The 22,317-nt window shown below is 40.9% G+C and carries 23 protein-coding genes and 1 pseudogene; 6 read left to right on the forward strand and 18 right to left on the reverse strand.

The window, feature by feature from the left end; translation table 11 throughout:
- Nucleotides 1–21 precede the first annotated feature (21 nt).
- Nucleotides 22–3,459, reverse strand: a complete 3,438-nt coding sequence (metH, locus tag NO352_RS11910) for a methionine synthase (RefSeq protein ID WP_268599473.1) — start codon at nt 3,457–3,459, stop codon at nt 22–24.
- A gap of 164 nt (nt 3,460–3,623) precedes the next feature.
- On the opposite strand from metH, the gene NO352_RS11915 reads away from it, so the two are divergent.
- Nucleotides 3,624–4,166 (forward strand): 1,2-dihydroxy-3-keto-5-methylthiopentene dioxygenase, encoded by a 543-nt coding sequence (locus NO352_RS11915; RefSeq protein WP_005549888.1) that lies wholly within the window; start codon nt 3,624–3,626, stop codon nt 4,164–4,166.
- A 167-nt stretch (nt 4,167–4,333) separates the two neighbouring features.
- Here NO352_RS11915 and NO352_RS11920 read toward each other — a convergent pair whose 3' ends face one another.
- From NO352_RS11920 to NO352_RS11940, 5 genes are all read right to left on the reverse strand, one after another.
- Nucleotides 4,334–4,789, reverse strand: a complete 456-nt coding sequence (locus tag NO352_RS11920; protein ID WP_005549886.1) for a FixH family protein — start codon at nt 4,787–4,789, stop codon at nt 4,334–4,336.
- Between the two features lie 272 nt (nt 4,790–5,061).
- Nucleotides 5,062–5,868 (reverse strand): HAD family hydrolase, encoded by an 807-nt coding sequence (locus NO352_RS11925; protein WP_289355758.1) that lies wholly within the window; start codon nt 5,866–5,868, stop codon nt 5,062–5,064.
- Nucleotides 5,869–5,925: 57 nt separating this feature from the next.
- A complete protein-coding gene (locus NO352_RS11930) occupies nt 5,926–6,456 on the reverse strand; it encodes a methyltransferase (protein ID WP_289355759.1) in 531 nt (176 codons plus the stop codon).
- Between the two features lie 63 nt (nt 6,457–6,519).
- The gene (locus NO352_RS11935) at nt 6,520–6,735 is read right to left on the reverse strand and encodes a DUF896 domain-containing protein (RefSeq protein ID WP_005549883.1); all 216 of its coding nucleotides are present in this window, start codon (nt 6,733–6,735) and stop codon (nt 6,520–6,522) included.
- Nucleotides 6,736–6,916: 181 nt separating this feature from the next.
- Nucleotides 6,917–7,279 (reverse strand): LysM peptidoglycan-binding domain-containing protein, encoded by a 363-nt coding sequence (locus NO352_RS11940; RefSeq protein ID WP_289355760.1) that lies wholly within the window; start codon nt 7,277–7,279, stop codon nt 6,917–6,919.
- Between the two features lie 301 nt (nt 7,280–7,580).
- Here NO352_RS11940 and lexA point away from each other — a divergent pair, with 301 nt between their 5' ends.
- Together lexA and NO352_RS11950 are read left to right on the forward strand one after the other, a co-directional pair.
- The gene (lexA, locus tag NO352_RS11945) at nt 7,581–8,207 is read left to right on the forward strand and encodes a transcriptional repressor LexA (protein ID WP_005549881.1); all 627 of its coding nucleotides are present in this window, start codon (nt 7,581–7,583) and stop codon (nt 8,205–8,207) included.
- Between the two features lie 338 nt (nt 8,208–8,545).
- The gene (locus NO352_RS11950) at nt 8,546–9,352 is read left to right on the forward strand and encodes a DUF817 domain-containing protein (protein WP_289355761.1); all 807 of its coding nucleotides are present in this window, start codon (nt 8,546–8,548) and stop codon (nt 9,350–9,352) included.
- A gap of 383 nt (nt 9,353–9,735) precedes the next feature.
- On the opposite strand, the gene NO352_RS11955 is transcribed toward NO352_RS11950, so the two are convergent.
- From NO352_RS11955 to NO352_RS11975, 5 genes are all read right to left on the reverse strand, one after another.
- Nucleotides 9,736–10,176 carry a hypothetical protein gene (locus NO352_RS11955; protein ID WP_005549879.1) on the reverse strand — a complete coding sequence of 147 codons (441 nt, stop codon included), beginning with the start codon at nt 10,174–10,176 and terminating at the stop codon, nt 9,736–9,738.
- A gap of 35 nt (nt 10,177–10,211) precedes the next feature.
- The gene (locus NO352_RS11960; protein ID WP_005549878.1) at nt 10,212–10,682 is read right to left on the reverse strand and encodes a hypothetical protein; all 471 of its coding nucleotides are present in this window, start codon (nt 10,680–10,682) and stop codon (nt 10,212–10,214) included.
- 543 nt (nt 10,683–11,225) lie between these two features.
- Nucleotides 11,226–11,354, reverse strand: a complete 129-nt coding sequence (locus NO352_RS11965; protein WP_005549877.1) for a hypothetical protein — start codon at nt 11,352–11,354, stop codon at nt 11,226–11,228.
- Nucleotides 11,338–11,832: an accessory gene regulator B family protein gene (locus NO352_RS11970; RefSeq protein ID WP_268622881.1), complete on the reverse strand. Its 495-nt coding sequence runs from the start codon at nt 11,830–11,832 to the stop codon at nt 11,338–11,340. Before NO352_RS11970 ends, NO352_RS11965 begins: the two co-directional genes overlap by 17 nt.
- The gene (locus tag NO352_RS11975) at nt 11,813–12,529 is read right to left on the reverse strand and encodes a hypothetical protein (protein ID WP_163977506.1); all 717 of its coding nucleotides are present in this window, start codon (nt 12,527–12,529) and stop codon (nt 11,813–11,815) included. Before NO352_RS11975 ends, NO352_RS11970 begins: the two co-directional genes overlap by 20 nt.
- Nucleotides 12,530–13,212: 683 nt before the next feature.
- Here NO352_RS11975 and NO352_RS11980 point away from each other — a divergent pair.
- Nucleotides 13,213–14,190: an EndoS/ChiA family endoglycosidase gene (locus NO352_RS11980; protein WP_262866687.1), complete on the forward strand. Its 978-nt coding sequence runs from the start codon at nt 13,213–13,215 to the stop codon at nt 14,188–14,190.
- 105 nt (nt 14,191–14,295) lie between these two features.
- Here NO352_RS11980 and NO352_RS11985 read toward each other — a convergent pair whose 3' ends face one another.
- Both NO352_RS11985 and NO352_RS11990 read right to left on the reverse strand, forming a co-directional pair.
- On the reverse strand, nt 14,296–14,823 hold the full coding sequence (locus tag NO352_RS11985) for a GNAT family N-acetyltransferase (RefSeq protein WP_289355762.1): 528 nt from the start codon (nt 14,821–14,823) through the stop codon (nt 14,296–14,298).
- A gap of 636 nt (nt 14,824–15,459) precedes the next feature.
- On the reverse strand, nt 15,460–15,771 hold the full coding sequence (locus NO352_RS11990; protein ID WP_197267958.1) for a hypothetical protein: 312 nt from the start codon (nt 15,769–15,771) through the stop codon (nt 15,460–15,462).
- Nucleotides 15,772–15,928: 157 nt separating this feature from the next.
- Between NO352_RS11990 and NO352_RS25270 the strand changes: the two are divergent.
- Nucleotides 15,929–16,348: pseudogene (locus tag NO352_RS25270) on the forward strand (transposase); the annotation flags it as partial.
- 335 nt (nt 16,349–16,683) lie between these two features.
- Here NO352_RS25270 and NO352_RS11995 read toward each other — a convergent pair.
- The 3 genes from NO352_RS11995 to NO352_RS12005 form a co-directional block, all read right to left on the reverse strand.
- A complete protein-coding gene (locus NO352_RS11995; RefSeq protein WP_289355763.1) occupies nt 16,684–17,694 on the reverse strand; it encodes a S8 family peptidase in 1,011 nt (336 codons plus the stop codon).
- 22 nt (nt 17,695–17,716) lie between these two features.
- A complete protein-coding gene (locus NO352_RS12000; RefSeq protein ID WP_197267956.1) occupies nt 17,717–18,640 on the reverse strand; it encodes an endonuclease I family protein in 924 nt (307 codons plus the stop codon).
- Nucleotides 18,641–18,932: 292 nt separating this feature from the next.
- Complete coding sequence (locus NO352_RS12005; RefSeq protein ID WP_289355764.1) at nt 18,933–19,121, reverse strand: hypothetical protein; 189 nt, start codon at nt 19,119–19,121, stop codon at nt 18,933–18,935.
- Between the two features lie 961 nt (nt 19,122–20,082).
- On the opposite strand from NO352_RS12005, the gene NO352_RS12010 reads away from it, so the two are divergent.
- Nucleotides 20,083–20,310, forward strand: coding sequence for a tyrosine-type recombinase/integrase (locus NO352_RS12010; RefSeq protein ID WP_289355765.1), 228 nt, complete (start codon nt 20,083–20,085; stop codon nt 20,308–20,310).
- A gap of 74 nt (nt 20,311–20,384) precedes the next feature.
- Here the strand turns inward: NO352_RS12010 and glnA are convergent, their stop codons facing one another.
- A complete protein-coding gene (gene glnA / locus NO352_RS12015) occupies nt 20,385–21,713 on the reverse strand; it encodes a type I glutamate--ammonia ligase (RefSeq protein ID WP_005549861.1) in 1,329 nt (442 codons plus the stop codon).
- Between the two features lie 42 nt (nt 21,714–21,755).
- Nucleotides 21,756–22,166 carry a MerR family transcriptional regulator gene (locus tag NO352_RS12020; protein WP_005549860.1) on the reverse strand — a complete coding sequence of 137 codons (411 nt, stop codon included), beginning with the start codon at nt 22,164–22,166 and terminating at the stop codon, nt 21,756–21,758.
- Between the last annotated feature and the right edge of the window lie 151 nt (nt 22,167–22,317).

The raw sequence follows: 22,317 nt of genomic DNA on the forward strand, positions 1-22,317 counted from the left end.
AATTTTTTTAAGATGTAAAGATTAGGCCTTATCTACGTTAAAGTATTGTGCTTGCGGATGAGCAAAGACCATTGCCGACACGGATGCCTCTGGCTCCATCATAAACCCGTCCGTTAAATGAATGCCGATGTCTTCCGGCTGCATTAACTTGAATAATGGCCCTTGATCCTCGAGATTTGGACAAGCTGGATATCCGAATGAAACTCGTATCCCTTGATATCTAGCTCCAAATCTCTCCTTCATTGTCATCTGTTCCGGATCAGGATAGCCCCATACTTCACGCATCATATGATGAATCCGTTCTGCAAGCCCTTCTGCCAGCTCCAATGCAACAGATTGCAGCGCATGTGACCTCAGGTATTCTCCCTTCTCCTTCCACTTATCCGCTTTGCCGCGAACATCATCACCAGCAGTAACCACCAAGAAGCCTACATAGTCCATTACGCCGCTCTCTTTTGTTCGCAGAAAATCTGAAAGACACAGGTAAGGCTCAACCTGCTGCCGTGGGAATGTAAAGGTATGGAGCACCTCCTCTACATTGTCAGGATTATAAATGTGAATGGTGTCCCCTTCCGATTGGGCTGGGAAGAAGCGATACATAGCATTCGCCTTTAGCACACCTGCTTGAGCTTCCTCTGCCAGAATTCGGTCAACGGTCTCTTTCAAAGCTAATGCCTTCGGGTCACGATTGTTCAACAACTGTTCAACTGAGCCCTTTAATCCCAAATGATGTCCCAACAGCATCTGGAAATTCAAATAAGGAAGCACCTGTGGAATTGGAATATCGCGCAATACATGTCGCTCTAAATCAGGCGGAATGTACACTTCGGCTTCCGTAATGCTGGAACGAACCGCCCGTGTTAGCTCAGGTAGGTTCGACTGCTGTTCCGATTCACGAGCCAACCGTTCCTTATGAGCGCGGAGTTCCTCAACCAGCAGCTTACGTTCCGATGAATCCATAATTTTATTGGCCAGATCAAGACCGTCCATTGCGTCCTTTGCATAGAGAACTAATCCATCATATTCCGGACTAATTCGATTTTTCGTGAACTTTCTCGTTAATGCTGCCCCACCAACAAGAATTGGCACATCGATGCCAGCAGTACGCAAGTCTTGTGCGGTTATGACCATTTGCTGAGCAGACTTGACAAGCAAGCCTGACAGTCCAATTGCGTCTGGCTTTTCCTTGCGATAGGCCTCGATCAACTGATCAGGTGGAACCTTAATGCCTAAGTTGACAATTTCATATCCATTATTCGATAGGATGATTTCCACTAGATTTTTGCCGATGTCATGCACATCGCCCTTCACCGTAGCGAGTAGAATTTTCCCTTTCACAGCAGATTCATTCTTCTCCATATGCGGCTCCAAGAAACTGACCGAAGCCTTCATGACTTCTGCGCTTTGGAGCACCTCAGCAACGATAAGTTCATTATTGTTGAACAGCCTTCCAACTTCCTCCATCCCTTTCATTAACGGACCGTTAATGACTTCGAGTGGAGTGTATTTTTGCAGCGCTGCTGTCAAGTCAGGAATAAGCCCTTCCTTCGTACCTTCTACCACATAGGATGCCAAACGCTCATCAAGTGGAAGGTTGCTGGTTTTTTCTTTTTTCTCTACTTTGCGGTTACGGAAAGCGGCAACAAATGCTGCCAGCGTCTCATCGCTGGTGTCATACAATAAATCTTCCGCAAGTTTGCGTTCGTGCTCGGGGATGGATGCATAACGTTCCACCTTCTCCGTATTGACGATCGCATAATCCAGCCCTGCGCGGGTACATTCATATAGAAATACAGAGTTAAGCACTTCACGTCCCGCTTCAGGCAGACCGAACGAGATATTGCTTATCCCGAGAATCGTTTGTACCTTTGGAATCGCCTCTTTAATCAGACGTATCCCTTCAATTGTCTCTTTCGCCGAACCAATGTATTGTTCATCCCCCGTTCCAACTGGGAACACGAGCGGGTCAAATATAATGTTTTCTGGTAGAATGCCGTAATTATTCACGAGGATGTCGAAGGAACGCTTCGCCACCTCCAATTTACCTTCACGTGTAATGGCTTGACCGCGCTCATCGATCGTGCCGACAACCAGGGTTGCACCATAACGATGGACAAGCGGCACGACATGGTCAAATTTCTCCAGACCGTCCTCTAAGTTAACTGAGTTAATAATCGCTTTCCCTTGGGAATACTTCAAAGCCAATTCCAATACCTTGGCATCTGTCGTATCGATGACGAGCGGAGCCTTAACCTTCTTCACTACTTCCTGCAGAAATTGTTCAATATCGTGCGCTTCATCGCGATCCGGATCCTGCACGCACACGTCAATGACATGTGCCCCATTTTTCACCTGGGAACGCGCAATCTCCGCCGCTTCTTCAAACTTTCCTTCGGCAATTAAACGCTTAAACTTGCGAGAGCCAAGCACATTGGTACGTTCTCCAACCATGTAAGGACGACTTTCATCTTCTACATATACGGTCTCAATACCGGATACAGCTGGAGGATGTTCACCAAACGTTGTTCTTGGGGCATACTCGAGCAAAGTTTCTCGAAGAACCCGAATATGTTCAGGTGTTGTTCCACAGCAGCCGCCTGCAATATTCAACCAGCCCTGCTCTGCAAAGGTTGCGATTTTACGAGCAAGCGATTCTGGCGATTCATGATAATGACCATTCTCATCTGGAAGCCCCGCATTCGGGTAACAACTGATCGCAGAATTAGCGATAGACGCAAGGGTACGCAAGTGATCACGCATGAATTCAGGCCCTGTCGCACAGTTCAATCCGACGGAAATCGGCTTCAAATGTTCTAGGGATATGTAAAACGATTCGATATTTTGACCGGCAAGGGTTGTTCCCATCGGTTCAATCGTCCCCGAAATCATAAGCGGAAGTGTGATACCTGTAGATTCAAAGGCTCTCTGTATCGCAATCGAGCCAGCTTTGACGTTCAACGTATCCTGAGAAGTCTCTAAAAGAAGCATATGAACACCTGCTTCTATAAGTGCAACTGCTTGTTCATAATAGCTGTCAATCAACTCATCAAATGTGACTCCACCGGTAACAGATAAGGTTTTTGTCGTCGGCCCCATTGCACCAGCAACGAATCTTGGCCATTCCGGTGTGCTATATTTTGCAGCTGCCTCAACAGCCAGCTTCGCCGCGGCAACGTTCAACTCACGTGCACGATCAGCAATATCATAATCGGCAAGCACGATACGGGTAGCCCCGAACGTATTTGTCTCCAATATGTCTGCGCCCGCTTCTAGATATTGTTCGTGTATTCTGGAAATGACATCTGGACGTGTCAGGACTAACATCTCATTGCATCCATCCAATTGTTCGCCTCCAAAGTCTTGAGGCTTCAAGTCAGCTTGTTGGATCATCGTGCCCATAGCACCGTCTAAAATGAGAATGCGTTCATGTAATTGTTCCTGTATCGTTCTTGTTTTCATCGCTCTGCCCACCCTCTACCTTAAACGTTAAACCCTAGTTTAGCAGATGTGATCCGATTAGAAAAGACTCATACACGACTCGCTTCAAAATGTTTCTTGCCCAAACTTTTCCTCTGTACTATAATTAAATGAATAAATCGCATTGGGAAACGGGGGATTAGAAATTGGCACAAGTACGAATTCGAAACACGAACAAAATCATTATAGGGGAAGAAAATGTTCGTTCTTTTCTATCTTCGCAGGGTGTGCTGTATGAGCATTGGAACCCGAACAAACTTGATCCATCTCTTCGCGACAAGTTCGTGCTATCCGATAAGGAGAAGCAGGCCATTTTAGATACGTATGAAGAAGAAATCCGCGATCTGGCTGAAAGACGAGGCTATCGAACGTGGGATTTGATTTCTTTATCCGATGCAACTCCTAATATTGAAGAGCTACTGAAGAAATTTGAGCAGGTTCACACCCACACAGAAGATGAAGTAAGAGCCATTACTGCCGGCAATGGTATATTTATTATTAAAGGTAGCGACGATGTCGGTTATATGGATGTAGAACTGGAAGCTGGGGATGTGATCTCTGTTCCAGAGGAGAAACCACATTACTTCACGTTGATGGACAATCGTCAAATTGTAGCGGTACGCCTCTTTATCGAGACTGAAGGATGGATTGCGCACCCGTATACGGATCCCACCTTTCAAAAAGCCTAACTCCTTTACAAGGTTAATCCTATAGAAATGAACTTATTTTCACGTCTATTCACAATGCCTTTCATTATATGCAAACAGGGCAGTCTCATAAGTTCCTGTCTTTACTCGGATCTTATGAAGCTGCCCCTTCTTATAGAGGAATCATTTTATTTTCTTATCGAAATTCCTTACTTTACAGTAAACTGCTTCTTCGGCATCGAGTGCATATCACGAGCAGTTACATGAGAGATGACGGTATAGGTACCCGCTTTCTTGAATGTCTTCTCGAACTGATAAGTTCCATCTTTTACAGGCTTACCCTCGATCATCTCATGCTCTTCTCCATCCATCCACAATTCAAACTCGACTTTGTCAGCGTCATCTACCGCCTTATCATCTTGCGTTACCCGAGCTGAGATTGTAGCAGCTTCGTTGCTCTTTACTTCTTTCGGCACCTGTAATTCAACCTTAATCATTGCAGGCATCTCATGATTTCCTTCTTGCATTGCACCAGAGCCATGACCAGCATGTCCTTCATGACCGGCTGATGATGAGCTACTTCCCGAGCTATTTCCACAACCAGTTAGCAGCATTGCCCCGATTGCCATTATGAGCACAATTAATTTATTTTTGTTGCTGAACATACAAGCTCACTCCTCAACATTTATGCTAGGATTATCGTATCATTATATACAGCATTCTCCAATTCCTCATGACTCTATCGAGCTATAATTTAGGTAATTCTGTGACGATCCAATGACATTTATCACACTTTTCCTCATTCTTTATTTCAATATTTTCTTTTTTCACCGCACATAAATACATACAACGCATTAGAAAAAGCCTGTGTTCCCACAGGCTTGCTCTTGTTAGTCTTGCTCGATGCAATTGATTATGAAGTTGTATCTACAACGATTTACGATTCCTTCGAGTTGATCGCTTCAATAATTTGCTCAATTTCAGTTAGGCTCGTAATCGTATATTCTGGATGAACATCGCCTGACAATTCAAGACCTTTACGATTCAACCAGGCATGATGCATACCAACATTTTGAGCACCTTGAATATCAGTCGTTAATTTGTCTCCTATCATAATTCCTTCATGCGGTCCTATACCGAGCAAGGACATCGCATGCTTGAACAATTCTGGATCCGGTTTCCCTTTCGGATGATGCCCAGAGATTACGATATGATCGAAATAAGATAAGAGTTCCCGCTCACCATTCAACTTTTCCTGCTGCAGGTCAGGTGAGCCGTTCGTGAGCAACAACAACGGATACTGTGCTATTAATTGGCGGAGCACCTCGTAAGTCTCATCATATACATAAGAACGGGCCCGACGTTCACTCATAAATCGTTCTGCCAACTCTGCACCTAGTTCTTCATCAACTCGACCGGCTGCCTGAAGTCCCTGTGTCCATGCTGCTCGACGATACGCAGGTGCAAGCTGCTCTAATAATCGAAATTCAGGATGATCCCCTTCTGCAAACTTTCCCCATAGGGCTTCAAATGGATTAATCCCGATATTCTGCGTGAAAGGATACGTCTCGTAAGAAGCGTATAATTCGCGGGCAGCTTGACGAACACAAGACTCCAATTCCTCTGGTTCAATACCTGTTCGCTCATATGCATATTCACAAGCAGCAGCAAAGGCTTCTTCAACAGAGCGTTCATCCCATAATAGAGTGTCATCCAAATCGAACAGCACAGCACGTATAGACATGTTTCTCTCTCCCATCACAGCGACTAGATTAGCTTCTCATTATATACATGTGCAAACTTATTTCGACGCTTCTTTCTTCGAAGTGTCTTCGAACTCAATCTTATGCTGATTAGCAAAGACGCGCAGTCGTTCGCCCATTGCATTGGTATCGTATCTGTTCAGCATTCGAGAGAATATCCAATTCGCACCTTTCCCCGTATGTTCAATCACCACATATCCAGGCTGAATTGCAATCTTCTTCATATCTTTGGAAGACAAGGTACGAAGACGATTCCAACGAATCGTTGATACCTCGTCAGCTCCGACACGCAGAAACGGTCTTCTTAAGAATAAAATCATTCCCAATCCGACATAACATACGATCGTAACCCAATAAAGAGTTGGATATTGATTGTTCGTGATAATCCCGCCTAGTAGTGCATACATAATGGCGAAAGCAATCAATGCGAGCGGCATGATGAAGCTGCGTCCTTTAAATTCTTCATACGCAGGCTTGCCTGCAGACAGCGACGGCTTGCCTTGCTTCATTCGCTGCTTGTTCAATTTTGCACTATTTTGGCGGACTTTGCGTTCCCAACTGCGAGACATGAATTCGCTACCCCCTGTATTGTAAACGAGTAATGATAATCCATCGTTATTAATGAAGAGTCATTAATGAACGAGACCGTTCGTACCGGAATTATCTGTTCCTTCTTCGTCCTCTACATAGCGAATATTGTCTAATTGATTACGCACCTGCTTACGGAAAAGTACCAAATATTCCTCACGTAGCTTTGCGCGCTCTTCCATTTCCGCTTCGCTCAGCCCTACTGTCTTATGTTTGCGGGCCAGTTCATTAATTCGTGCAATAAGCTTGTCAATATTCATCATGTACCTCCATGTGTGTAAGCATATGTTCTACTTTGACATGGAGGTACCAGCTTGTCAAGCAAGCTTCTCCAAAGCCATTATATAGATAAAAAAGAGGCTCCATGAGCCCCTTCGTAAACTGTTTATATGTATAGATATTTGTTTCATCTGAGCCAATTTTCCGAAAATTGTTTTGTTATCAAGGAATCGGTACCAACAATACTTCTCCTGCCTGCAAAAATTCACCTGTTAACTGATTCATTTGTGTAATTTCATATATAAATTCACGAATATCCGTATGCTCAGGCTTATATGTTGATGCAATCTCCCACAACGTATCTCCAGGCTGAACAAGAACTCGTTCAACAACAGTTCCACTCACAACATCCTCACGGTCATCATCATTTCCAAGTGCTTGTACAATGCTTCCACAAGTAATGAACAACAATACGATTAAACTGATCATAAAACGCACACGCAAAGGAAACAAACGCTTCTTTTGCTCAGATTGCGAAGCTGTTGTCGACACCTTATAAATGGAACGATACGTTGTATACATCATAAATGATCACTCCCAAACACTTGTTCTATTATTTAATACTTCAAATTTAACACGAACACACGTTTGAGTCAACATATATTTAGAACGCTCGTTCCCCTTTTATTGTTCGTTACTCTTTTGGGATTGTATGCATTTCATTGAAAACAGCATGATCAAAAATGATTAAAGATACTTTATTTCCTTCTTATCCGATTACGCCTATATTCTATTTTTTATTCAAAATCTTTAGAACTTATGTTTGTACGAACGGAGGTTCTGTGGTATAATTTTGTCAAAAGAGTATTCATTGGAGTTGATACCCTTGTCTAAAATATCAAGTCGTCAACAAGCTATCCTTGATTTTATACGTGATGAAGTCCGAGCTAAGGGCTACCCACCTTCTGTTCGTGAAATAGGAGAAGCCGTTGGTCTAGCATCCAGCTCTACCGTACATGGTCATCTTGATCGTCTCGAGAAGAAGGGCTTTATTCGTCGCGACCCTACGAAGCCTCGGGCAATTGAATTGCTTAGCGATCAGTCCGACCGCACGGCAGACTTTTCTCGCTCCTTTGCACGTGTGCCGGTAGTTGGTAAAGTAACTGCGGGTGAACCGATTACCGCAACAGAGAACATCGAAGATTACTTCCCACTGCCTTTGCACATGGTTGGAGACGATGAAAATGTATTCATGCTATCGGTCATGGGGAATAGTATGATTGAGGCCGGTATACATAATGGCGACTATGTCATCGTACGTCAACAGCAGACAGCGAACAACGGAGATATCGTCGTTGCGATGACCGAAGATGATGAAGCGACGGTTAAGACATTCTATCGAGAAAAGGATCATATCCGCTTGCAGCCTGAAAATCCAACTTATGAGCCGATTCGCTTACAACACGTAACTATTCTAGGCAAAGTTATTGGTTTGTTCCGTGATTTTCATTAATACAAACAGAAATGCCTCGTTTCCACTTCATTAGCTGGTTAAACGAGGCATTTTATTTTGCTTCCATCTCCACCATCCCCCTCAAGACAATATTTTCAAAAATAAGCTCAGTACAATCGTTATACCGGATTGAAGATTAACTTACTTTTCGCCTTCTTCCCTTCGTTACAATATCTATAGAAATCATTATTTCATTTGAGTCGGCATATTATTATTTTATTGTTTTTCAATAATTATTTATTGACTAATAGTATATTCCTAATTATGATTGTACCTAACGAATTACATGGTGCTTGTTCATCAACCGATTAATACGATAATCAATGTAGGAGAATCGAATGGGAAAATTTTTTAAACTTAGATCATTCATTTATTTTGGCTGGCAGCAAGCGCTGTCTTGCTTATTCCCCGCTTTTATTTTTGCAATGCTGGCACTTACCAAAACCGTTGACATCCCTTTCATGCATCGCTATGATTTCTTGTTGTTTGTTTGCTTAATTGCACAGATTATTATGATTCGACTTGGGATCGAAACGTTCGACGAATTAAAGGTAATTTGCGTCTTCCATTTGATTGGACTTATGCTCGAAATATACAAAGTCCATATGGGTTCTTGGGCTTACCCTCAAGAAGGCTGGACAAAAATATTCGGTGTACCTTTATACAGCGGATTTATGTACGGGAGTGTGGCGAGTTACTTATGTCAAGCATGGCGACGACTACAGGTCAAGGTATATCGATATCCCACACCTTGGTATACGATACCGCTAGGGTTGGCCATATATTTTAATTTCATGACCCATCACTTTATTTATGATTTACGTTGGGTATTAATGCTCTTGCTATTCGTCATCTTTTTTAGAACGTACGTCGAGTATACGGTATTGGGCGTGACACGTCGTATGCCACTTGTGCTGTCGTTTGCTCTAATCGGATTTTTTATATGGGTTGCAGAAAACATCGGGACATTTTTGGGTGCATGGTATTATCCTCATCAAGTTAACGGTTGGAATCTTGTGAAGTGGGGGAAATTCAGCTCCTGGTTCTTGCTAGTCATCGTGTCTTTCATGATCGTTGCCCATCTGAAGCATGTAAAAGGAGGACATTTCAAGAAAAATAGTTATATCCGCGACATGAAGTCGTAAAATCAGAATGAGAACAGCTTGTTCTTTACTTTCTGGTAACAATGCATTTGGAAGTACATTCTTTGATGCATATTATAACGTGTCAACTACTGTTCTATTGTAGAAAACCTAGTATCATGTAAAAGTTTTTATATCGGATTGAAATTGAATCTATCGTTGGATCAATTTTCAAAATCAAAAGGCTTTGTTCTTCCAAAAATTCTTATAAGCAGCGAGATCCTAGATCATTCCCACGCATGTTAGAATCAATTGCAAAATGTTCAATATAAGAGAAATGTTCTATTTTCCAATAAAACATAATTCCAACAAACTCATATCTTAGAGTCGCATCACAATGATATGCTAGAAACAAAAGCCGCTGATTATCAGCGGCTTAATTCATGTTATATATCATTTACATCGAAATTAAGCGAATATTGAGTCAGTGAATGATTTACTTTCTCTACAAGTAAATATAACTTTGCTCCATTAGGAATGTATATGTTTTCAATAAATTGATGTGGTCCAATGTTATAATTTGCATACATTAATCCCGTGCTTGTATTATCGATATACTGAATTTTTAAAGCTAATCTAAAATTATTCCAATCATCCTTTGGCTGAATCCATGCAACAAATCTCTGCATTTTACCCGTGTTATTAGTCCATATAAACCAGTCCTTGTCAGTGTTACCCTCGATGTATAAATTTACAGCGTTCTTGGGGAAGATAGTGATTGCAGATTCTTGAGTATCCCCTATGCCCTTAGCTGCAAATACGCTTGTTGCAAATACCAACATAAATACAAATGCAAGAATTGATGTTACAAATCTTTTATGCTTCATAATATCCCGTTCCCCCGACATAAAATTTTCGAATTCTAAACATCGTACATAATGAAGTTTAATCTATATTGTTCCTGAGTAACAAACTTGTTAGCACTTGCTCTGACATATAAAGTTGCACCTTGAGGAACATATAAATTCCTTATGATTGCAGGAAACTCAGAACCTGGTTTTGTTGGTTCTGCATACAGCAATGTGGATTCTCTCGTTTCGGTGTACTTTATTTGAGCAGCTAAATCAAGCGAAGTTTGTCCACCATTTGATCTTAAATCCAAGAGGATCCAGCGATCTTTGCCACTATTATTTGTCCACTTATACCAATCAACATCTGATGCATTTGCAATGAAAAGATCATAAGGTTGATTAGAAATTAACGTTAATGCATTATCTCTCGTATCTCCAATTCCGACAACATTAGTTGATACATCTGCAGCGATTGCCGGTTGTGTCATTGTCAGTAACAACATGGATGCAAAAAGAACAGAAACCATTTTCTTAATCCTCATAGTCCTTTTCCACCTTTTTATGTAGTAGAGTTGTTTTTCCAACTCTCTCCTAGATAATACCATCACATTACTTATAGTGTATATAGAATTTTGTATTTTTTTCCTATTTATTCCTCTACACTCTTAGTTCTTGCAGTAACCTCATATTTTTATATAAGTGCTAGCTCAACGAATCCTATACTAATCTATCCAGTAGCTGTATCAACCTTAGTTACCTAGCTTGTAAAAATATCTCCACCAAAGGCTTGTCAAGGTGCGAAGTTTTTAGTGTTAACGACTTGATCTATTTTAGACATAAGAAAAAGCACCGGTTAGGGTGCTACAAGAAACATCATCTATGCCACCAAGATTCCACTATCTGATGAACAATAGCTGGTTGGTAACCTCTTCCTATCAAATAAGATACTGACGCAGCTTCTCTAAAGGAGCGGCATTTAAGGAAAAATAATTTTCAATACTGATGGCAGGATTTTAAACCGTGGCAGTTATATCAAAACTGCGATTTAAATGTCCGAGTTCCATCAACATATGTAGTCGGCCTTCTTACTTTACATCTTTTTTTAATGCTTCCGGGAGCTTCTTAGCACCGAAAACGATTTTTGGTTTCATTGATTGCTTTTCAGCTCTTGTCTCCATTCGATTCATTAGAAACATTTCAATCTTTTTTCTCATCCTTAACACCTCCTTTCGGTAAAATGGTTAGAGCTTGTACAAAGAAAACAATTGCTAAGATGGTCGACTGTACTACTAAATTGATGCTAACAATGAATACTGCCAAGCATTTGTATATTGTACCATTTTTATGCACAGCAATCTCTTCAAACCAATTTGGAGCACGCAAAAGAAATATCAACATAGATATCATCGTTACTATAACTACAGCCGTTTTAGATAACGGTATTACAGGTACGATCACACAGAATAGTGAAGTCATGATCATACACACAGTTAATGATGAAAAATGAATGCCACCTGAAAAGCTTCGGATAGTCGCTAATCCCACGAAAGCTAAAACTGACTCCATAAGCTGTCCAAAAATGGCACCTATTGTAATTGTAATTAAAATTACTCCGTATTGATTTATAGTCATCGCAATACCGTATTCAAGCACTTCTATATCTACTTCACTGTCAGGATTGTTTTTCTTCAAGGTTCTTGCAATATTCCTCGAAAGACTCTCTAACACTTTCATCATCCCCCTGATCAGATAAAAAGTAAGCAATTCCGAAGCTTGCTAATGAAAGCATCATGAGAAGTATGTAATTTTGAGACATAATAATGACTAATGTCAAAAATATAGTTATTGCGGATACAACGCCTGAGATGATTACAATGCGATTACTATATTCTGAATACTTGATTCGAAATGTATCATGCGGTGGAACGATAATAAATGAAAATCCCATGCCTGTTGCTCTGAGGAGCACTGCTATTGCTGCACATATAATGAAGGAACATAACTGAATTGAGTTAACAGGATAACCTGTATTAGCAAATATAACGGATTGGTCAGCTACTCCTAGAGCAGCTAAACTATAGTAAACGATCATTTGAATGGATATATAGGCAGACAAACCTGATCCAATAATAAACGCTGCATAATGAAGTCTGTATTCTAACACAGAATAGTAAAAAAATACAAGTATGATATATTGCAAGGGCAAATCCCATGTAGGCAAATTGATCTGCGTCCTTAGTAGGAATGAGCATATTGCTAATGCCACGGATAAAATGAGCAATTTATATTTGTACCTTAATAAAGGCTGCTTATATATCTTTAGGATTAAGGCATTAACAACTGCAGCATCAAGAGTACTAAACAATAGGTAAGTAAAAGACTGACTCACTAACACACCACCCTTTATAGTTATATAAGACTATTATAAATTAGGATATCTACGTATGGTATTGTTAATTTACTTTAAAGCTTGTAAAACAAAAAAAGAAAATCTCTCGTTTCAAAAATAGCGTAGATCATATCTTAAAAAATAACAGCATATGTAAATTGGATCGAGGCCATTATAGCGGGCGGACAAGGGATTACCATCTTCAAAACTTGGTTTGAATTTTTGCGCAAATAATTTTTTTTACTACTGGTCCTATTCATTTTTGTAAACTTCTGGACGATAATATAAATGTCTCGACTTTTTTAAAAATGGCGCTCCTTGACGTATATGGCATATAAGAGCTGCTAGCAGACTCCATCGTGTAAAAAATAACCGATTAGCTTATGAAGTTCCTCATTTAAATCTTCATTTTCAAACAGATGGGCGATCTCTAGTTTTGCAGATGTAGTACGCCAATCGAGAGTCAAAAAGTAATACGTAAATACTTATTTGAGGAGGTTTTGAAATTATGTTTAGATGAAGAGTATAATGCAAGCTGGCGTTATAAACCAAGGTCTATCTCAAAGTCCAACAACGACATCACTTCACTGCAATTGTATTCGGTATAAAGACAGAACCCCCTGGAAATGTAACCGCTTACTTAAGTGAGCAACTATTATAGTTAAGGAAGGAAGTCCGCTTTTATGAAGAAAACATCAATGTTGTTAATCTTGTCGACAGTTTTAATTTTATCTTTAGTGAGTGGCTCAATTATTTCAGCTAGTCCATCAACTTCTTCAGGAAACGAATTGACCAAAGGTCAAAAATCTCCTGTAATGATGGCGTACTACAGAACATGGCGTGACGTAACCATGCCTCATGATTCAAACTCAACTCTACCAGACCCTAATGTGACAGCTATGACAGACATTCCTGAAGAAATCGATATCGTTTCCGTCTTCCACTATGTAAAACCAGGAACAGATGAACAATTATTTTGGGACACTCTTCGTGATACCTACGTGCCTACCTTGCACGAACGTCAAACCAAAGTGATTCGCACGATAGATATTAGGGAGCTATATAACGTACCTAGTAGTAGTACAATGCCCACTTCCAAAGAATATGATGATCATGCGCAATCCTTAATAGATAAATACGTAACTCCCTACAATTTAGATGGCTTAGACATTGATATGGAGGAAACATTAACACAAGAAAAAGAAACAAAAGCTTTTGGTTCTTTTGAAGCTCTGTCTAAACGTTTGGGACCAATGTCGAATAGCGGCAAACTGCTTATCTATGATACAAACAAAGACAATCATAGTCTTTTCAAAAAAGTAGCTCCATTTTGTGATTATTTGTTTCTACAAGCTTATGGCAGAGCCCCTAGTAGATTAGATAGTACATGGGCAACTTATAAAAATACGATCTTCCCAGATCAGTTTCTTCCAGGTATATCCTTCCAGGAAGAATTAGGTGCAAATTGGGGGGATGCTCAGGAACCATTTGAAACAAGCAGAGCTTACAAATATGCTGCTTGGCAACCGAAAGATGGTCCTAAAGGAGGAATGTTTATCTATGCCATCGATAGAGATGGAAAAGAATACGGAGATAATACAATTACTAAAACAGACTTTAATTGGACAAAAAAATTAATTGATGTCTTGAAAAACAACTAAATATTTCTGTAATGCGTCTACTTGACGGAGAATAGCCATTATCATTAGCCATTGCAGAAAGTTTTGAGAGCCGTGAGAGATTCTTTTCTCAACGGCTCTTGTTTACTACCGATTAGAATTCATGATCGTATTTTTCAAGTACTCCTTGAACTCTGCATATTCGCATTCTGTGATTATTCGTGGGAAGCTCATAATGACAAGCTCATGAGGTTTATATTGTTTCTTATATGGAGGATGTTCGTGATGGTATTTGTTTTCTTGGAAACCAAGTCTCATGTAAAAGTTTTTACGTCGAATCGAAATGGGGTCTATCGGTGGATCAATCTCTAAAATCACAATTTCGTTCGCTTCAATAAATTCTTGCAAACAGCGTGACCCCAGATTATCCCCTCTCCTATTTGGATGAATTGCAAAATGTTCAATATATGAAAATCGTTTCGTTTTCCAGTAACATATCAGCCCAACAAACTCATCGTCTTCCAGAATCACTTCACAATGATATGCTGAATTATCTAAAACTTTAATTTGATCGTCAAATATTCTCTGTTCGTGTTGAGGAAAGCTTATCTCATATAATTCTAGCAATTCCCTAAAATACATGTCATCAGCACTTGTTAATCGAATAAAATTCATACAAATTAGCCCCTTTCATCCTGATATACGATGCACCCTATTTTGTATAATCACGATATTCATCCCAGAGTACCATTGCATCTCTTTATCTTCAAGTATTTCAATCAGGGTTATTTATCTCCATTTAGTACCCCTGCAAAATTCCTTTTTATTTGTTCAAGCTATGTGGATGCTTTGCTTCTATTATCTCGATAATTCAGATTATGATTCCTGTCTTTCCAACTCAATCTACTCTTCTGCGATCATTGGTATACATCCTTTCTGGCTATAATAAAAAGAAGCACCCCGAAGAGTGCATTCAAATTCGTTTATTATCAAAGGTCGTTATCAATAAAATACAAAGTATAAGGATAAATAGGACTGACAAAATTATGGGATTGTATTAATACATAGATAGTTGCTCCATTAAGACATAAGTATTACTAATCGTCCCCGTTTGCCCATTAATATATTCATTATAAATTAGATTCGTTTCTATGCCATCCTCGTTGAATATGAGTCATTCTCCAACTCCTGCCTATATAATACCATTATATCATTTTTTCGCAATTCAAAATCTTCCACCTCCCCCGCTCGTCATACGCCGAAACAAGGAAGCTATTTTCTCCTATGAAAAAAGCCGCTCAAATGAGCGACTTATTGATCTCCCTTTTTATAAATATACCCTTCGTAAAGCCCCCAAATCTTATCACCATCAATTCTATATGCATGGAGTTTCAGCTTACCTGCCATATTCCCTCTCACATAAAAGTATGTCTTTGCAACATTTGATTTTTTATACCAGTAATCGTCACCCTGGATGTTTGACACCCAAACTTTTGACTCTGCAAGCATAGAGACAGAATTAGTTGCTACTTCCGTTTTTGTAGCAGCAAATCCTGCTGTTGGAGCCAATACGCTTGCCAGCAATGTTGCAGTTGTGCCGAATACAATCAATGCTTTTTTCATCGAAACAACCTCCTGAAATGGTTATTTATGGTTCACAATTACTATAAAACAGCAACATAGATACTACAATCGATTCTGTAAATGTTGTAAAATTTACACCGATTATAGTAATTAAATTCATCCAATTTTATTTCATGCAACCCTATAACATACTGGTCATATACTACATCCGTACTTTGGCTATCTGCGTATGACGGTTGCTTTGAAACGCGAAGGGATTCATGTTAAATCATAAGCGTGTTTATGGCTTCTGAAGAAACCTGGTATTCGCTCTGTCATTCGGAAGAAACGTCGTTATTCTGGCAAGCGGTATTCGTTAATCATCCGAATTGACTTGAATGAAAGTTTCATGCAGAAGCGCTTCTGCGTAAATTGGTAACTGACATTCTATATTCAGGTAGGAGATCGATTTGTTTATCTATCCGCGATTCAGGATCTTTTCAATAACGAGATTATGCGTGGCAATTATCTAATCGAAATGACCTCACACTCGTTACAAAGACTTTTGACATTCTTAGTGAGAAGAGATCTCAAAGGTGTTCTCCTGCATTCTGACCAAGGATTTCAATATACATCATGTTTCCTTCTACAACCAAGAACGCTTCCAGAAGAAATTAAAAGACCGTTCCCCGGTAGAATATCGGAAAACGGTCGTAGCATAAAGGTGTCTCTTTGTGTTTACTTGACAGGGTTATGACCAACTAGGAGGTAGCTTTCTTTGCTCAAAACATGTATATGCGATATGGAGCATCCCTTCCAAAGTCTCGAACTGTATGACCCTTAATATCTAAGTAAATAACCTCCCCTGGCTGAAGTTTCACATCGTAAATAGCGTCCTTATTGCCAGCACCTTCATCTTTTCCCGTAAGGATATCTCCATTAGGAAAGTACGCTCTATTGTTTTACTCTAGACTATCTTGTGAGCCCAGGCTCATGATTCCGTACACGAACGGATTCAGGAGTTACTACGACGTGATGATTAAGTTGCAGTAGACCGCACCCTTCAAGTCTCGGGTCTTGTGCGAGTGAAACGGTTCGTTTGATTAGCTGAGCATATATTTCCGGTTCTGTGAATTTTCTTTTATGTTTGGTTTCAAGAAGATTAATGAGCAGAGCGGCAGCTCCAGCCACATGTGGAGAGGCCATCGAGGTTCCTGATAATTGTGCATATTTAGGCTGAGTATAAGTCGACCAGATGCCATCACCAGGCGCAACAAGATCCACCTGATCATTGGTATTGGTAAATCCAGGGAAGGTCCCGTTCAGACTAATGGCTCCTACGCATACAGCCTCTGGGTAAGCGCCGGGGAAACTGCATTCGTTTCGTGTTGCACCAGTTCCTTCGCCTTCATTGCCTGCTGCGCAGACGACCAAAATATCGTTATCAACGGCATCTTTCACGGCCTCGTGCAGAGCTGGATCGTCGACTGTTCCACCGAGGGACATATTAATGACGCGAACTCGCTGCCTATTGTCTGAACCGCCGCGCCAATTGATACAGAATTGGATCGCTTTTACAATATCCTCATTAGACGCACCGAATTTCACGCCTGTATCTGTATTAATCCGCTGCATAACTTTGGCGATCAGCAGCTTCACTTTAGGCGCTACACCGATAACACCGTTCCCGTTCTCTACAGCCGCGATTGTTCCTGCAACATGTGTGCCATGACCACTGAAATCAGTGACATCACTCTCTCCTCCTTCAGAAGCAACGAAGTTGCGAGTTGCTACAATATTGCTGCTCAGATCGGCATGCTGCACATTACAACCACTGTCGATTATCGCGACAACAACACCTTCGCCTTTACGGCTTTCTTGCCAAATTTGTTCTGCTTTTATCATCTGAACACCAGCAGGCATCTCGTGAATCGTTTCTTCTTGTGCTAATACTTCATACTTAGGTATTCGAAAGTCAGTCATAAAAACATCTCCTTTAGCAGATTTAATGTAATTGAATAAACATTGAGAAGTCGATTTTAGATGCAAGCTCCGGCATGTCGATTAACGGATTTCGATTACCCTGTATACGGAATATCGCTTGATTACGATGCTTCTCATACAGCAGATTCGGTGGGAACTGCTTGTGCCAGTCCAACAAAACTTGAACGTTAAACTTGCTTCTAAACTCCGGTCTAATCTGATCACCATGCCTCATCAAGAAATAAAGAGTGGCTCTCGCTACGAATCCTTTTCCATATTCAGGTTCGAATTCACCTCCCGTTCGCGCATCTCCCCCTGTTTCCATACCGCAATTTTCTCGTGTCGAGTCATTTGTCATAATCCGTTCTGGATTAAAATTCGGGAAGTCCTCATAAACCTTGTTGCCGCGATAGCTGTTACAGTCGATCTCACAATAAAAGAGGTGATGAAGGTCTCCTCTCATCGGTTCGCGTTTATTGAAATAAGACTGCGGAACAACATGCTCGATATTAAGCGGTAAGCCGCCTTCACTCGTTACATTTTGCTGCTGAAGGAATTGTTGATCTTCTTTTAATACGGAAACCGGATCGGCTTCTTTGCCGGAGTATATGCTTCGAAAAGTTCCATCAGAGTGCAAATCTACCCAGGTTTTCAGGTGCTGTCCGCTGCTTCCATAGTTGGGCTGATTCTCGTGCGTATGGGTTAACAGCTCGTTAAGAGAACGAAATAATGCCTTTGAATCGGTAGTAGACAGATCAATACTGCTGTAATACTGTTGGATATCTGTCTGATCTTGTGCGGCATCATAATATTCTCTATCGTTCAGTCGTATGCGTTCAAGGTTAGTTTCAAGAAGCTTGATGCTGTTATCCATGCCAGATAGTAAATGACGGATATCATCAATCTGAACTGTCGTTTGTGTATCAGACATCGTCGATTGATCCAAATGGATGAACCTCCTAATTTTAGTCGATTTTTAAGGTGCCATGAAGTAATATAGTCGTTTTTGATTTTACTATACGCGGTAAAAAGTTCCGGTAAAAGATGAGCAACAATTACGTACAGGGCGTCTCACAAACGGGAGGCAGTCCCGAGCTATTTATTCGCTTTCTATAGCTTTAGGTTCTTCTACATTTCATTAGATGTAGATGGCTTGCATGTATTCGTTGTGACTAACCTTATCAGGCTTTGGCTTGCAAATTGGTGCAATCCACTGTACCCGGCAGAATGCTAGCCCACTAGTACATATGCACTATCTCAAAGATCTTGCCTGCATGCACTTTCAGTTGCTCTAGTTGTTCAAGAATGAAACCGCGTATTGTTTCCTTATCTTTAATTGCAGCATGATCTTCAACTATGTATCTGGCTGCTGTCCCTTCGGCTGCAAATGAGGTATCGTCTATACTCACTATTGTGTATTTTTGCATAGTGTACATTCCTCCATTTTCAAACTGAACCGATGCAGAATCGTTCTCATAGAATCTGCCGCTTCTTCTGCTGTAGGCAATGACTTGTTTATTATCTCTTTGGCATTCATTAGATTGAATTCATTTAAGTTCATATGCTGTTACTACCTTTTTGTATACAAAAGAAGCACCCCGAAGGATGCTCTTAACGTGTATAATGCTTAATCAGTATTTCTTTTAAAACGTCTTGAATGTCCACTTCTTCTTCTATTGCAAAAACTAGAACTCGTTGGGATGATTTAACTTCTTGCACATTGAATTGCATCTCTTTCCCATTCACCGAAACTACCCATGTCAAAGGACGTTCAGATACAAGCTCATATCCATACATTATGTTGTATAGTCGCGACTTTAATTAACCTTTCCTCTCGACATACTTCGTCATTAAAGGTATTTCCTCCTATGAAAAAATCCGCTGCACTCAAACGTCAAGGACATCCAAATATTGTTTAAATTATAAAGATCCTATTCACTCAAAAGTTTAAAGAGAAGTCACAACGGGAGTTTTTCAACGATAAAGAAACTCAAAAGGCTGCAGAGGATTTCGAGAGAAAAATGACTGAAGGACTTGAACAGGTCGATCTCCCCTTCGTTTATTATCTGTTCAACTGGGTAGAAAATTTATAAAAAAGGAGTTGTACATAAAAACACATTGAAGATACATATGAATAATATCACTACTCATATTGCTCCAATTTCACAAAGATGATGCTACGTGACGTAAAGTTAGATATGTTATCAGATTTTCCTAGATAAATTGTTGGGTAAAGGACTTAGTAAAAGGAGTGTAGAGATCGTTCACACAACAGTTTATGGAGCAATGGAAAGAGCAGTGCTGCAAACAAGATCGAACGAAATTCGTGTAAAAGTGCAATAATAAAGGGAGAAGCAGCAGCTCTCACGCATATTACAGCGTGCTGATTTGCCAGATCTTCCGATACACTCTCTGAGACATACGTATGCAGTATTAATGTTAGAAGCAGGCGCAGATATGAAGTTTATACAGGAACAATTAGGTCATGGTAGCATAAAAATTACCTCGGACGTCTATGCGCATATTTCAAAAAAACTCGAGCAACGAAATATGGAGAAAATAGAATCCTACACTACAAATATTCTGGGGGCAAATTGGGGGCATAACAAGAAATAGCAGTCTTCCACGCCCCCCAGCCTCCACAAAAATAAAAAACCCCAGAAGCCTTACGGCTCTAGGGTTTAGATGAATTAGTATAATGTCATGTATTGATCGCGTTCCCATTGGTGAACTTGCGTGCGATACATATCCCATTCAATTTCTTTTAATTCCAAAAAGTGCTGTAATGCATGCTCACCCAATGCATCGCAAACCGTCTCATCACGAAGAAGTTCTTCCAATGCTTCCTTCAAGCTGGATGGCAAGCTTGGGATGCCTTCCGCCTGACGCTCTTCTTCTGTCATGACGTAAATGTTACGATCCGTAGGGGCTGGAAGGTCTGTCTTCTTCTTGATTCCTTCCAATCCTGCTTTCAAAATGACCGCCAGAGCCAAGTATGGGTTCGCCGCTGGATCCGGGTTGCGGACTTCAACACGCGTGCTCAAACCACGGGATGCTGGGATACGAACCATTGGACTGCGGTTGCTTGCAGACCATGCCACATAACATGGAGCTTCATAGCCAGGAACTAAGCGCTTATAGGAGTTGACCGTTGGATTCGTAATTGCCGCGAATCCGCGAGCATGCTTTAATACCCCCGCCATAAATTGACGTGCTACCGGACTCAAGCCGAGCTTATCGCTTTCATCATAGAACGCATTCTCCTTACCGTTGAACAAGGAGATATTGCAGTGCATGCCTGAACCGTTCACACCGAACAGCGGTTTTGCCATGAATGTAGCGTGTAAACCGTGCTGGCGAGCGATCGTCTTCACGACGAGCTTGAAGGTTTGAATTTGGTCTGCTGCCTTAATTGCATCTGCATATTTGAAATCAATCTCATGCTGTCCAGGAGCCACTTCATGATGGGAGGCTTCAATTTCGAAGCCCATCTCTTCCAGCTTCAATACGATTTCACGGCGGCAGTTCTCACCAAGATCTGTTGGTGCCAAGTCGAAGTATCCGCCTTGGTCGTTCAGTTCCATCGTCGGATTGCCCTTGTCATCTGTCTTGAACAAGAAGAACTCTGGTTCCGGACCAACGTTCATGGACGTGAAGCCCAATGCTTCCGCTTCCTTCAAAGCCTTCTTCAAAATACCGCGAGGGCATCCTGCAAACGGTGTTCCATCTGTTGTGTAGACGTCGCAGATCAATCTAGCGACACGATCTTCCGTTACCCATGGGAAGACGACCCAAGTATCCAAGTCCGGGACAAGATACATATCGGATTCTTCAATGCGCACATAGCCTTCGATCGAAGAACCGTCAAACATCATTTTGTTGTCCAGCGCCTTAGGCAATTGGCTTACCGGAATTTCGACATTCTTAATCGTACCGAGCAGATCCGTAAATTGCAGACGGATAAATCGTACATTTTGTTCCTTCGCAATGCGTTCAATGTCTTCTCTGGTATAACCCACAGGGTAGCATCTCCTTCTCCATAAGCTTGTTTAGATGATTATCTATTTAGTAAAGAAACGAGACAACTCGCCTTGAATCAGCGATACTTGCCCCGGTCTGTTACCGGCTAAAAGCTGTTGCTTCAACATGCGGTGCAGCTGGAGATCGGACATTTCCTTGCGCTTGCTCTCCGAAGCTTCACTAAGCACAGTTGCCTCTTCCGATTCCTTCGTTACCGGATTGAGCACTTGCTTGATGCCTGCGATGTTGACTCCTTTTTCAATAAGTGTTTTGATTTCAAGCAATCGCTCTACGTCATTGAAGGAAAAAAGACGCTGGTTTCCAGAAGTACGAGCAGGCATAATTAATTCATGCTGTTCGTAGTACCGAATTTGACGAGCAGTCAAATCCGTCAGCTTCATCACGATGCCGATTGGAAACAACGCCATATTTCTGCGAATCTCATCTCCCACCGCTTATCAACCTTCCTAGTTTGTCATAAAAGAAAGTTTACGTGCTGTGTACGCTAACTGACATCACATCATAAAAACGCCTGTCTACCGGAGTCGCCCATCAGTGAATTTACTCCTATCAGAAGTGTGTTATGCCTTTCTTGTTCTCATT

It is taken from the genome of Paenibacillus sp. S-12 (assembly GCF_030363895.1).
GTDB classification, from domain to species: domain Bacteria; phylum Bacillota; class Bacilli; order Paenibacillales; family Paenibacillaceae; genus Paenibacillus_B; species Paenibacillus_B alvei.

What these genes read in the sequence shown, in the direction of transcription:
- metH (WP_268599473.1), bottom strand. Translation starts at nt 3,459, where the DNA reads ATGAAAACAAGAACGATACAGGAACAATTACATGAACGCATTCTCATT.
- NO352_RS11920 (WP_005549886.1), bottom strand. Translation starts at nt 4,789, where the DNA reads ATGTTCAGCAACAAAAATAAATTAATTGTGCTCATAATGGCAATCGGG.
- NO352_RS11925 (WP_289355758.1), bottom strand. Translation starts at nt 5,868, where the DNA reads ATGTCTATACGTGCTGTGCTGTTCGATTTGGATGACACTCTATTATGG.
- NO352_RS11930 (WP_289355759.1), bottom strand. Translation starts at nt 6,456, where the DNA reads ATGTCTCGCAGTTGGGAACGCAAAGTCCGCCAAAATAGTGCAAAATTG.
- NO352_RS11935 (WP_005549883.1), bottom strand. Translation starts at nt 6,735, where the DNA reads ATGAATATTGACAAGCTTATTGCACGAATTAATGAACTGGCCCGCAAA.
- NO352_RS11940 (WP_289355760.1), bottom strand. Translation starts at nt 7,279, where the DNA reads ATGATGTATACAACGTATCGTTCCATTTATAAGGTGTCGACAACAGCT.
- NO352_RS11950 (WP_289355761.1), top strand. Translation starts at nt 8,546, where the DNA reads ATGGGAAAATTTTTTAAACTTAGATCATTCATTTATTTTGGCTGGCAG.
- NO352_RS11955 (WP_005549879.1), bottom strand. Translation starts at nt 10,176, where the DNA reads ATGAAGCATAAAAGATTTGTAACATCAATTCTTGCATTTGTATTTATG.
- NO352_RS11960 (WP_005549878.1), bottom strand. Translation starts at nt 10,682, where the DNA reads ATGAGGATTAAGAAAATGGTTTCTGTTCTTTTTGCATCCATGTTGTTA.
- NO352_RS11965 (WP_005549877.1), bottom strand. Translation starts at nt 11,354, where the DNA reads ATGAGAAAAAAGATTGAAATGTTTCTAATGAATCGAATGGAGACAAGA.
- NO352_RS11980 (WP_262866687.1), top strand. Translation starts at nt 13,213, where the DNA reads ATGAAGAAAACATCAATGTTGTTAATCTTGTCGACAGTTTTAATTTTA.
- NO352_RS11985 (WP_289355762.1), bottom strand. Translation starts at nt 14,823, where the DNA reads ATGAATTTTATTCGATTAACAAGTGCTGATGACATGTATTTTAGGGAA.
- NO352_RS11990 (WP_197267958.1), bottom strand. Translation starts at nt 15,771, where the DNA reads ATGAAAAAAGCATTGATTGTATTCGGCACAACTGCAACATTGCTGGCA.
- NO352_RS11995 (WP_289355763.1), bottom strand. Translation starts at nt 17,694, where the DNA reads ATGACTGACTTTCGAATACCTAAGTATGAAGTATTAGCACAAGAAGAA.
- NO352_RS12005 (WP_289355764.1), bottom strand. Translation starts at nt 19,121, where the DNA reads ATGCAAAAATACACAATAGTGAGTATAGACGATACCTCATTTGCAGCC.